At 58.3% G+C, this 11,848-nt stretch carries 11 protein-coding genes and 1 pseudogene; 3 read left to right on the top strand and 9 right to left on the bottom strand.

Features of this window, described 5'->3' with window-relative positions:
* Nucleotides 1-136: 136 nt before the first annotated feature.
* The 8 genes from Q0O95_RS01050 to Q0O95_RS01015 all read right to left on the bottom strand — a co-directional run bounded on the left by Q0O95_RS01050 (nucleotide 137) and on the right by Q0O95_RS01015 (nucleotide 8,849).
* A complete protein-coding gene (locus Q0O95_RS01050) occupies nucleotides 137-733 on the bottom strand; it encodes a hypothetical protein (protein WP_293694477.1) in 597 nt (198 codons plus the stop codon).
* A gap of 452 nt (nucleotides 734-1,185) precedes the next feature.
* Nucleotides 1,186-1,596, bottom strand: a complete 411-nt coding sequence (locus Q0O95_RS01045) for an integrase core domain-containing protein (RefSeq protein WP_293694475.1) — start codon at nucleotides 1,594-1,596, stop codon at nucleotides 1,186-1,188.
* Nucleotides 1,597-1,683: 87 nt separating this feature from the next.
* Complete coding sequence (locus Q0O95_RS01040; protein WP_293694473.1) at nucleotides 1,684-2,136, bottom strand: IS3 family transposase; 453 nt, start codon at nucleotides 2,134-2,136, stop codon at nucleotides 1,684-1,686.
* Entirely contained in the window at nucleotides 2,133-2,450 is a 318-nt protein-coding gene (locus Q0O95_RS01035; protein WP_158035051.1) for a helix-turn-helix domain-containing protein, read from the bottom strand. Before Q0O95_RS01035 ends, Q0O95_RS01040 begins: the two co-directional genes overlap by 4 nt.
* A 423-nt stretch (nucleotides 2,451-2,873) precedes the next feature.
* A complete protein-coding gene (locus Q0O95_RS01030; RefSeq protein ID WP_293694469.1) occupies nucleotides 2,874-3,482 on the bottom strand; it encodes a hypothetical protein in 609 nt (202 codons plus the stop codon).
* Complete coding sequence (locus Q0O95_RS01025; protein ID WP_293694467.1) at nucleotides 3,464-5,941, bottom strand: glycoside hydrolase domain-containing protein; 2,478 nt, start codon at nucleotides 5,939-5,941, stop codon at nucleotides 3,464-3,466. The genes Q0O95_RS01030 and Q0O95_RS01025 overlap by 19 nt, the downstream gene beginning before the upstream one ends.
* Complete coding sequence (locus Q0O95_RS01020) at nucleotides 5,941-7,032, bottom strand: hypothetical protein (RefSeq protein WP_293694465.1); 1,092 nt, start codon at nucleotides 7,030-7,032, stop codon at nucleotides 5,941-5,943. The genes Q0O95_RS01025 and Q0O95_RS01020 overlap by 1 nt, the downstream gene beginning before the upstream one ends.
* A 1,139-nt stretch (nucleotides 7,033-8,171) precedes the next feature.
* Entirely contained in the window at nucleotides 8,172-8,849 is a 678-nt protein-coding gene (locus Q0O95_RS01015; RefSeq protein ID WP_293694463.1) for a hypothetical protein, read from the bottom strand.
* A gap of 295 nt (nucleotides 8,850-9,144) precedes the next feature.
* Here Q0O95_RS01015 and Q0O95_RS01010 point away from each other — a divergent pair, with 295 nt between their 5' ends.
* The 3 genes from Q0O95_RS01010 to Q0O95_RS14055 all read left to right on the top strand — a co-directional run bounded on the left by Q0O95_RS01010 (nucleotide 9,145) and on the right by Q0O95_RS14055 (nucleotide 11,154).
* Nucleotides 9,145-9,762 carry a hypothetical protein gene (locus tag Q0O95_RS01010; protein ID WP_293694462.1) on the top strand — a complete coding sequence of 206 codons (618 nt, stop codon included), beginning with the start codon at nucleotides 9,145-9,147 and terminating at the stop codon, nucleotides 9,760-9,762.
* Between the two features lie 494 nt (nucleotides 9,763-10,256).
* The gene (locus Q0O95_RS01005) at nucleotides 10,257-10,646 is read left to right on the top strand and encodes an IS5 family transposase (protein ID WP_293694460.1); all 390 of its coding nucleotides are present in this window, start codon (nucleotides 10,257-10,259) and stop codon (nucleotides 10,644-10,646) included.
* The gene (locus Q0O95_RS14055; RefSeq protein WP_366516420.1) at nucleotides 10,576-11,154 is read left to right on the top strand and encodes a transposase; all 579 of its coding nucleotides are present in this window, start codon (nucleotides 10,576-10,578) and stop codon (nucleotides 11,152-11,154) included. Before Q0O95_RS01005 ends, Q0O95_RS14055 begins: the two co-directional genes overlap by 71 nt.
* Here Q0O95_RS14055 and Q0O95_RS01000 read toward each other — a convergent pair.
* Nucleotides 11,061-11,792, bottom strand: a pseudogene (locus Q0O95_RS01000) (IS3 family transposase); the annotation flags it as partial. The gene Q0O95_RS14055 and the pseudogene Q0O95_RS01000 sit on opposite strands and share 94 nt — an antisense overlap.
* Between the last annotated feature and the right edge of the window lie 56 nt (nucleotides 11,793-11,848).

Below are 11,848 nucleotides of genomic sequence, written 5' to 3'. Positions count from 1 at the left end.
GGGCGTCCAGGCTGACCGAGAGGCCAGCCGCTGACCAACCGCTATCGCCAATGACTCGACTCGTTCAATTACACGAAAGCAGCCTCAGCCCAAGGGCGTTCCGCACCTCGCGTGAGTATCGATCCGCTACGCCGGCTTAGAACGACGCGGACGAACGCTGCAGTAACACGATCGTTACCAGAATCATGATGATGAGGGATGCGATGCTCCAGTAGATACTCCAGTGCTGCTTACGGCGCCACCATAAGATCCCCGTGGTCACAGCATCCAGAAACAAAGCGATTGCCGGCAGCGCCCAGAACAGACCGGTCAGCGGATTGCAAAAAATGCCAGCGTCGCAGGGCGGATCGACACCTCCATCGCCTTTGAACCCTTGTTCTCGGACCTCGATAGCAAGACCGGTGAAGAACCACCAGTAGAACGAACTCAAGGAAGCGATGAGACCCGCGAGAATGAGGTTGACTGCCAACACTATCCTTCTCACGGTTCTTCGACTTCGAAGACTCTGATGGAGCACCACCGATAGGACGAGAATAATCGCGACCTGCAAGCCCATTCGCCAATACAAGCCATTGAATGTTGCACGACCTAGGGGCCAATTGTCCGACCACAGCGTGTACGTGCCACGTGGGTTGAAATAGAACGTCGCTATCCAGGAGAGCACTATGGTCAACAGCACTCCGAGCAGAAGCCCAAACAAACGTGAGCCGCTTCTCGCCTTCGTCTCACTCACGCTGACTAAGACCTTAGAGTCCAGCTGCTTTGCGCGTCTACAAGTACATCGGTAAAAGCTCTCGCGCAAGCATTCAATTCAGTACCTCGCACCGACTGTGAAGGATTTGGCCTGCCGTCATCGTAAGTATGTCCTGGTCTACGAAAACCTGAATAAAGATTCTGGAGGACCGTATCGTTGAAAGGATTGTTTTGCAGCGCTGCTTCCGCCGCAGCGACTGCGTTCTGGCGACTCCCAAACCGCGTGTTTAAAAATTCTTTCGCCAGCCACCCCGGGTCGTCATTGATGTTCTTTAGCAGTTCCCCTACGAGATAGTGAAAGGGACGCCCTCCATGATTGCGAACGCGCCTGGCTAAGACGTAGCCAAGGCAATCCGCACGAAGATCGGCTATCCCGAATGACTCAGCCAGCGAACCGCTAGCTCCAATCCGAGCTCTCATGTATGTCCCGCGTCAAGTAGTTGGCAGGATTTCTTCTCTTTCGAAGTTGGGGATGGCCGGGTCGGCGAGGCCCAGGTGCACCTCCATCGGCCGGTTCCAGGCGATGGCCTCGTGAGGACGGATCTCGTTGTACTCGATGCGGTAGTCCTCGGCCCGCTCGACGAGCGTGAGCGCGTCGGGAATGTCGTCGAGGAACAGCCGCTCGTACTTCAGCGTCCTGAACCCGCGTTCGCGTGACCCGTTCTGCCCGGGCGATTTCACTCGGGTGCGCACGTGCCGGAGCTCGGGGTGACGCATGATGAACAGCTCGAAGTTCAGCGACCCGAACGGGCCGCCGTTGTCCGTGACGATCGTCACGACCGGCAGCAGCTCGCCCGTCTCCTCGTCGACCTCGCACTGGTCGACGAGCGGGCGCCCGAACATGACCTCATAGTCGGTCAGGGCGAGTTCGATCGCTGCGATCGCGTCTTGCTGATTCGCTGTCGGCGACGTGTGAAACGGATGCTCGACCTAGGAGAACCAGTCCCGGCACCCCGCGATCCGCCACGTCCCGCCGGTGGTGGTCTCGAACTCGCTGAAGTCCAGTTGCCACACCCGGTTCGGTCCCGTCGGGTTCCTCGCGAACGCGGCCTTGCGGTCCTTCGCCAGCTCCCGGCGCTGCTGCTGATATTCCGACGGCAGGATCAGCCCGTCATCGCGCAGCAGCCGCGGCACGGTCGCCTGCGACACCTTATGCCCGTCGTGGCGGGTCATCGCCCAGATCTTCCGATGACCCCACTCCGGCTTCTTCAACGCATGCGCGGTGACCAGCGGCCGGGCCGCGTCCCGCGCCGGCTGCGGCCACGGGCCCTTCACCGGTCGCTCGGCCCTCGCCTTGGCCTGCCAGCGCCGCCAGGTGCGCTCGGGCATGTCGATCAGCTGGCAGAACCTCGAAGTCGACATGCCCGCATCGGTGCGGATCACCTCGAGGTCCTCGAAGGGCCCAGGCGGCCCTCGGCGCTCTTCTTCCACACACGGATCTCGACCGCCGCCTCACCGAGGGCCTGGGTCAGCTCGGCGACCTCGTCCTCGAGCTGCTGCTCCCGCGTCGAGGGCTTGGACTTGCCCGCCTCGATGCCGGCCTTCCCGCCCTCGAGGAACTGGCGCTTCCAATTCCCGATCGCCTGCTCGGACACCTTCTCACGACGGGCCGCCTCGGCGATCGAGATCTCACCCTGCAGCACGGACAACACAATGCGGAGCTTCTTCTCCGCCGGGATCGTCGGGGGACGACTCATGACTCAGACCTTTCGATAGGGGCGCTGCTTCCGCAACTAACTACCCCTGCCACATAGTCTGACGCGCAACATGTAGGTGTAGGCATCGCTTGCATTTCCCGCTAACCTCTGCCGTTCATAATCTGCCCAAGCGGTAATAAGATCTCCCGCCCAAGCAGCATAATCCACATGAAGATATCCGGAGCCTTCCGACAACGCGCCGAAATACATGTAGGCACGCGCGACTACAGACCCATGAGGCACATCACCCATGGCACTATCCCCGATAGTGGTAAATCCGAAGACTCCCCCAGCTGGATCTCCAAACATGTCCGCAGCTGCTGAAGCTAATCTGTTATAGCATCGGGCATCCCCATTAGGCTTCAGATTCAACTACTTTTCCTCCTTGCACGGGAATGTCGTTGGATGCCGGGAAAGTACTTCCTAGCTGCTCGCCATTCGAGTCAGCAGAAGACTCGCCGCCACCGCCTGGAAGATGATCGACGCGACCGTCCAGTACACACTCCAGAACCGAGGCTTCCACCTCTGGACGATCACCGTGGTGAGCGCATCTAGCGCAAGCGCGATCAAAGGAGTCGCCCAGAACGAAGCAAGACCGGGGTTGCACATGATCCCACCGGTGCATTCTCGATCGAAATCGTTGCGAAACCCATTCATGTAGAGAGAAATGCCTAAGCCCACCACGACATACCGAAAGAGAAAGCCGAACACGGCCAACGGCACCGCTGCCACCGCCAGTCTGACCCACGCCTCGCGCTGACGCCACACCGTCTCACGCACGCTCAAATGCAGAGCAACCAGCAGTGCAAGCCCCACCGTGTGCACGAAGACTTTCGCCGGCAACCAGAAATACAGTGCATCGCTGCCTATTGTCTCTGGCTGCCAGATGACATAATCGTCATCGCTCGGAATGAAGGTTGCTACCGCGGTCACGATAACGACCGCGAACAACAGAACGACCGGAAGACGGCCCAGCTCACGACCATCACCGAACTGCAGAACCGGCTCAGATTTCATGAACGCTGAGACCACGAAGACTGTGCATCAAACACTGCATCGGCAAATGCTCTTCCTACAGCGTCGATTTCGGTTGCAATCACACTCGCAGGTGGATCGGTCGACGCGGACCTAGTCTGACCCGGTCGCCGCTGGCCACCGTACAACGTTGCTAGCGCCTGCTCAACAACGGGTATGTTCCCAGTACATGCTAAGCGGCCGGCATTCTCTAGGTTGGCTCTCGAGTTTCCAAACCTACGTTGAGAGAATTGCTTGATTATCCAGGCAGGATCATCCGCTGTGTTAAGTAATATCTCTCGGATAATACGGTCGAGGGCGATGGGCGGACCTTGGAAAAGCTCTTGGGCGATGATGTACCCCAATGCGTCTGCACGAAGATCGGCTTCACCGAACTGCCCAGCCGCCGATCCTCGCCCACCAATAGCAGCCCTGAGGAAGGTGTACGCATCGGTGATTCCTCCTTGGAGCCGCTGCACTTCGTAATCTGCCCACGCGGTACGCAGATCGCCAGCCCAGCTAGCAAAGTCAACATCAGCGAGGCCAACATTGGAACCGGGAATACCAAGTTGCAGATGAGCACGAGCAACCGCCGCACAATGCGGCAAATCACCCACTGCATAAATCTGCGTTCCCGTGGTGAACCCAAATGGTCCCCCGGAGGGAACCCCTCCGTAAAAGGCCTCCACGTCCGACTGGAACTGTTCGAGTCGAGCATCGGGATGGAACTGGAAGGGTGGTGGAGCGAAGAAAAACTCCCATGCATTATCTTGCAGACCATTGCCGTGCCCAAGACCATATAGCTTTCGATGAATTTCATACAGCACGAAATCAGCAGCCATGGGTACGGAAGTAGCGGTTCGCTCTGCCAAATAGCCGAGTTCGGCGAATTTCCACCAGATTTCTTCGTCGTAGCCAGCGACGCTACTTCCGTTGTACTTTCGAGGTGTTCGTATCAGCTCGCTGTTGTTGAGCGATGTTGCACTTTGTGAGACCGCCACACGATCGATTTCGATCAGGCCAGCGCCGCTGCCGATGGTGGTGGTTTTGATCTGGTCGTACATCCAATCCTGTGGAAGCCTAAACCCGAGATTTCCGCTCCACCCTGTCGACATATCTGCAACGAAGGATCCGTCAGTAATTCCAGCGGCGGCTAGTCGAGCACACACGTTTCGAGTGCCATACACTCCTAAGCGCACATTGTGCGTACTTGAAGCCTGAATCGCTGCTTTCGCCGCATGGAAGTGCGGAATTATGAGTGCGGATATCTCATCATCGATCGGATCGTAATCGACTGCAAGAAAAACAATGGTGTTCCCTGGCACACCAAGCGCCCGAGCACGCGCCGCGATGCGTATCCCCTGCCACCTACCAAGAGCCGGGGAGAACCATGATGCGCTGTTGTTCCATTCCTGGTAGATCGGGAACCATCGCAGGCTGCGGTTTTGCAGGATGGCCGGCTCATTGTGCGTGAGTCGTTTCGTCGTGCCGTTGATGTAGCGTCCCACTACACGATGTCCGTGGTTGTAGAGCGTTACGGCACGTGCGTCGTTGATCTGTGTTGCGGTATCGGCACCGGTAACTGGTCGGTCGGGGTCACCGGTGCTAACGAGCAGCGACGCCCACGTTGCATAATTCGCTCCTGCAGAAGTCGGTAGGGCAACAAACTGTTGGAATGCCTGCATCTGGGACTGGGTGGAAGAGTCGAAGGTGCCCGAAAGCGGGGTGGATGTGTGCCCGTTGAGGATCAGTGCCGCTTGGAATATCGAGACGAGCCGGCGTGCTCCGTCGCTGCTCCCGAGACCAACTCCTCCGTGCGTCCTGAGGCCTTGCTGCGTTCCTGGACCAAAATTGCCGTTCGCGACCCCATCGGCCATACCAATCTCGTACTGCACGGCGAACATCAGACCGACCTGCACTTGCCGCGTGAACACGCCATCACACGGGATGAGCGGAAAGTCTGCACGGGTTACGTAACGGCCGTTGAGGAACTGCTGCACGCCACGAACCGCGGCGCTCCCTCCGGATAGCAAGGTGTAGGCATCCATCGTGAGCAGGCTCGCCATAATCTTGACGGTTGTTCCCCCGAATGCAGGCAAGCCAAGGTTCGTGCGGATCTCCCGAATCGCGTTCTCCAGCCCATCGGTGTATTGGAAGAAGTGCGGATGGTTCGGCTCGATGTACCCGGAGAAGTAGCCTTTGCACCACAGCGCCATACGCAGGATGCCAATGACTTTCTGATGCGATTGCCCAGTGGCGCTACCGATCGTGCCAATTTGCGTGTTGAACTGGCTTCTCGTAGTCGGCCCGAACGCATCCGACGGAGCACCAATCCCGAGCTCGATCTGCAGTGCCCTGGTCATGGAGTACATGGTGCGCCAGCCAGTGCGGCCATCACCGGGGGTCGGCGTGTAACCCGACCTACCTCCATACTCCTGATCGAGCCACGACTGCATCAGCAGAATCCAGTCGTCCATCAGACCTCCTCCAGCTGCACCACATCCGCGCCAGGTAGCGAAGGCGTATGCGTGTCATAACTCGACATCCACACCGAGTCCGTGCGATTAAGCGGAAAACGATCCCCACTCGTCACTTCCGCCAAGGCGGCGATGACTCCCTCTGTGCTCGAAGACAGCCGGTGCGCCGGCCACTCGGCAACGAACACCAGTGATGCACCCGCCTCGATCGAAGACAAACTTATCTGCGTCAATCGCTCGTTACCGTGAACGGTGTGTGTTAGAGCATCCAGCGGAGCACCTTCGGCATCGGGGCCTTCGTAAAGAATTGGCTCCGACGAATGACGAACATCCGAACGAAGAACCAGTTCATGCCCGGACGCTGAAGCATGCGGACCCTCGTTTTCCACACGTAAAAACACCGGAGCACGGTAGTACAGCGAATCGTCTGCGTTAGCACTCACGGCGTCCCAGCCAGCATTGAGCGTGAGCGCGTACGGCGCCGCAGCATCCACAACCTCAGCAGACACAAGAGTGTCTTCCCAGCGCTCCTGGTGCCCGTCTGCGGTTTCTGTCTCGATGACCGCCCGTGGCTCATACACCCCATCCAACGCATCCGCGGGAAACAGCGACGACATATCAAAAGGGAGAATAATACGAACATCTGACGCCGACGCAGGAGACAAGGCAAATTCGAAAGCTGCCTCTAACTGATGGCCCGACTCGTGTTGTTCGGCAGGAGCAGCAGAGTGGAATACGCTCCCCTGAATGAGCACAAGTCGATCCCGCAACCGCATCGTTCGCGAATCAAACGACAATCGAATGCTCAGCAGCCGAACACCCTCACACTCCACATCGACAGCTTGTGCGACCCTCCACTGAAACTGCCGATTCAGTGAAGAATCGTAGAACACCAAAGTGGCTCGTTCATCACTGAGCTTCGCGGCTACCGTGGTAAGAAGCCGACTAGCAAAAGCACCACTCGCATTGGCATGACTTGCGCTCGGATTACTCTGCCCCAAAATGAAAGCCGCAACACCCGCCGCCCCACCCATCACCATCGCACGCCGGGAAAGGGCCCCAATTGTGACCACGCTTCTCTGCTGACCCATGCTACGCAGCCCCTCCCAGGACGGATATCTACTTATCTGCGAGAAAACACCGAATGAGAATACTCAGCAGAAAACGCGATGCAGCCTGCATTCCCTGCCGTTTTTCTAAACCATCCCATCCTTGTTCCTCCCATACAGGCGAACGACTCTCTCCAACGCCATTATTGGGCACACGCTTAGCTTGGATTAGAACACCTCGACTCACAGCCGAGTCGCTACCTACTTCAGCGAAGTGGAAACCCCTGAGAACCGAATACCGCTCACACTGCTAAATATGGCCTAGAAGAGCCTTCAGCTGCAAGGCCTTCGCAGCAAAAAAGCCGCATCCCTTTAGGGTTACCAACCCTCCGAGCGTCGATACTATGCCATCGCTCAGCAAGCCTCCGACCGGTTATCGGTTCAGTGAGAGAGGGCTTGAGAATCTAGCTTTCGTCGGTAATCGGTGCCAAGAACAAAGCAGGAGAAGAGTTCCGCTCCTTGCTGTGCTTTTGCGGCCCCCTCCTAAAAACTCGTGACCGCGGCAGCTTTAATCCTGTCTATGGAGTTCAATCCGCGATAGATAACGCCCCGCTCTGACAAGAGAGAATTTTGCCACGAGGCGTGTATTATGTGCTTTGCAGGTTCCGTTCAATCGCCGACAGCTGCTCACTGTGCGCATTCGATTTCCGTGTTTCCTGCACGGACTCCTCAACGCGCCATGCCGAGCGAGGACAGTCAGTGGCGGTGACGGCCTCGGAACCAAGCAGAGGTGCTGCAACCTTCTACCAGCTCACCGACAGTGAACTCCCCCGCTGAAGTCAACATTCGGTGATTGAGTACAGTCTCATCCGCCTCTTCACTCTCCAGCAAAGTCCACCTGATCCACACAGACCGCGGATGCAGCCCTGGGGCAGGAGGTTTCAGGCGGAATAGAACGCACTTCGTTGTGCGACGCTGCGGTCGGAGATCCTACTAATGAAGGTGCCCGACATGACAGTCTATATGGGAAGTCAACCGGCGCCTCGACGAGCTCATTCATCACGCGGTAGCCAAACACGCAACAACGTTATTTTGGCGAAGCGACACTTGCTCCCTGGTTCGTAGTCGTTGTCGCCTCGACGATTCAGATGGCTCACATCAGAGGGGAATTCGCTAGAACGCTACACCTCAACGGTGCGCCAGGGAGCATTGGTGTCCGTTACGCCTCCGGTACCGCCGTAGCTGACGTGCGATGACCAGCCATTGTTCGCCATATCCGGATCCTCATAGCCGGTAGGCGGTGTGAAAAGCACCGTGTATGGGTGGAGGTCTTCATTTTCCGGGTAGAAGTTTTCATTGGCTTCACCCAAGCTGATGCTCCAACTAAGCCCGGTCTCCCCTTGTGGAATGCCAACGGGGACTGGTTCATCGATAGTGAACGTGGCATAAGCCCCGTGGCTACCTGCCGTTCCTGTCCCGGAAGCCTGGACGGGAGAGTCCTTGATGAACAGTTCTGCGCCACCATCATTGCAACGAGGATCCCATTCGACCCTCAGTACGGAACCGCTCGGCGTGGGGTCTTCGCCGACAGTGAAGAGCCGACCCGAGCTCATTCTCCCCTGCTCGAAATATCGATTACTATCACTGCTCACGCCTACATCAAAAGTGTCTATATCGCCTTCGACGGAGAGATCACGAATCCCGTTCACACCGGCCGCGGTCGCAGGAGGCGGAGCTATCACCGAGGGTGCAGCGATGGCCACTGCAAGCATCGGAACTGACAATGCGCCAGCGCGCAAAAACGTTCGTCTGTCGATCGCGGTTTCCGAGGCGCCTGGGCGCGGAGTCTGAGATTCCATGGCATTCCATTCGCTGAATTATTTTCTTCACCATACGTGAACCGTCCGAAAAGTGGTGGATCAGTTTGAGCTTGACGCACAGGAGGAGCGATGAACGTCATCAAGATGATTGGATCCTGCAAAGGGAAAAATCATGGTGAATAGCAGCTCGCGGAGTCTCTTACTCAGGACAATCGCCCCTTCCAGCAACGGCACACTTGCCACAGCTCAAGAGTCATCTGATCCCTTAGCAGTCGCAGCAACAGAAAAACTGGTTGTACTGGCGGTAGTCGGTGGTTGATGCTTAGATCAAGTCATGAAAAGGCATCCAGGCATCGCAGTTGTCGCAGCAGTCACGTTTGCGCTCTCTGGTTGCGCATCGTCGCTGGCGCACGAGCCCGAAGCGCCAACAACCATTGGTGACGTCGCAGTAGTGCATACGAATCCTCTGTCTGAAGATGAGTATGTGGCTGAATTCGGCAGTCGCAGTGACTCTGTCACCCAAGATGGAATCAGGGACGAATATTGGCGTGCCGCTGCAACCTTCCCGTTTCCCCTCCCTGATGGTTACGCGTTTCCAGCCGATCCTATTCTCTGGGGCGAAAACGACCGATACGAAGGCGGCTACGGTGCCGCTGACGCATTCTCATTCTGGTCGGGGGCTACAGCCACGGCAGCCTGGGCTGCCTATGAGCGTGGCGATGAAGACACAGCCAATCAGCTCTTGGACGCTCTCGAATCGGGGCATGTCTCGCCCGTTCGGAGTATACATTTGGAGCCGGATTCCCCTGGAACCGACGCTTCGATTATTGACCACGCGATCCGTCCGGCACGCGGAGGCAATTTCGCCCCGATGCTGCAGTGGGAAATCGAGCCATTTCTCGAACGCGATGAAAACCACGCCATCGCAACCAACGCGGGAGACGTTCAGTAGCTCATCCCCGTAACATGAGAAGGGTTCGTAGCGATCGAGGGACCTTTCGTACACTCGGAAAGAAGGAACACATGGCAAACCACAATGTCCGCGGCCAAATGACCAACGATAAGCCGAACACCGGCGGCACTACACAGTTTTACGAACACTTCACGACAACTCGCCAACACAACGGCGGTCAGGTGAGGTTCAAGCTAACCAAGATTAGCAAAACTCAGAATGGCGCGAATGTCAGCGGGGGTCTACAGATATTCCTACGTCGCAACGGTGTACACACCAAGACGCTCTCATTCGGTCCGGGAGACCGTTCCACGAAGACTTTTGGGGTGCTGGCAGCTGGCAGGTATGCAATCTCCGCTCGGTTCAGTAACCTCCCTGCCGGATATCCAACCAAGATGTGGTTTCACGGTCAATTACAGCTGAGTCTCGGTCCAGTCCCAGTCTAGGGCGTGTTGATCAAGTGGTTTCGGGTTCCGGTGGGTGAGCCTTGAAGGGTGACACGACACGAGATCTCTGACGAAATGTGGGCGGTGCTGGAGCCGCTGATGCCGGTGCCGACGGGAAGGTCGCGGCCGTGGGCGGATCATCGCCTCGCTGTCGAGGGGGTGGCGTGGAAGTATCACACCGGGGCGTCATGGCGGGACGTGCCGGAGCGGTTCGGGAAGTGGAACTCGATCTACAAGCGGTTCAACCGGTGGGCCGAGGACGGCACATGGGAGAAGCTGCTCGCCGAGGTGCAGAAGCAGGCGGACGAGGCCGGGAAGACCGACTGGGTCGTCTCGATCGACTCCACGATTGCGCGCGTGCACCAGCATGGTGCGACCCTCGCCCGGGACACAGGGGGCTCTGTCGAATCACAAGAATCCGTGGTTCGAGCCGCCTGATCACGCAATCGGCCGCTCCCGCGGCGGGCTGACGACCAAGGTGCATCTGGTCGCCGACGGGCACGGTAGACCGTTGGGGATGGTCCTCACCGGCGGCAACACGGCCGACACCACGATGCTGGCGGCCACGCTCGATGACATCTGCGTGCCGCGCAGCGGGTCAGGACGCCCGCGGACCCGGCCGGATCGGGTGCTGGCAGACAAGGGCTACCCGTCGAAAGCGAACAGGGCATGGCTACGAGCACGAGGGATCGCCGCGACCATCCCCGAGCGGAACGATCAGATCGCCCATCGCCAGAACCAGCCCGGCCGCCCGATCGACTTCGGTGCCCAGCAGAAGAAGCGCTACAAGGGTCGCAACGTTGTCGAACGCTGCTTCAACGGGAATGCTGAAGGTTTGGTTGACTCGTTTCCTTATGCCGCCAGCTCGACGGTGGTCTTCATGATTGCTTCGTATTCGATGGGCGTCAACTTCCCGAGTCGTCGTTGTCGTCGCCGTCGATGGTAGCGGGCTTCGATCCAGTGCACGATCGCGAGTCGCAGCTGCTTGCGTGTGGTCCAGGACTGCTGGTTGAGGACGTTCTTCTGCACCAGGCTGAACCAGTTCTCCATCGCGGCGTTGTCCGCACACGCACCGACTCTGCCCATCGATCCTTTCAGCCCGAAGCGGCGAAGCGCCCGCCGGAATCGGCGGCTTCGAAACTGGCTGCCCCTATCGGAATGCACCGTCACTCCGACGGGTCCGCCGCGCCGGTTGAACGCGTCCGTCAGCGCATCGACGGCCAGTCGAGCCTTCATCCGGTCGCTGATCGAGTAGCCCACGATCCGGTTGCTGAACACGTCTTTCACCGCGCACAGATACAACTTGCCCTCCCCGGTCCGGTGCTCGGTGATGTCGGTGAGCCACAACCGGTTCGGCGCGGACGCAGTGAAGTTGCGTCTCACGCGGTCGTCGTGGACGGCTGGCCCCGGCCTGCGATGCTTCCGCTTGCCCTTGCGGCGATGCGCGGCCGAGAGCATGCCCTCCTGCGAGCACACCCGCCAGACCCGGCGTTCCGACAGCTGCCACCCGTCGTCGAGTAGATCGTCCGTGATGAGTCGGTATCCCTGACAGCGGTCCTCATCCCACACGTCACGGGCCGCGTTGGGGTCTGGTGCAGGAAGAGGTGACATCAAATGTGGCTAGTTGAGAGTGCTGGCCT

This window comes from uncultured Agrococcus sp., assembly GCF_945915485.1.
Lineage (GTDB): Bacteria > Actinomycetota > Actinomycetes > Actinomycetales > Microbacteriaceae > Agrococcus.
Note: the sequence above shows the minus strand (reverse complement) of the source record. Positions and strands in the feature narration are given on the sequence as shown.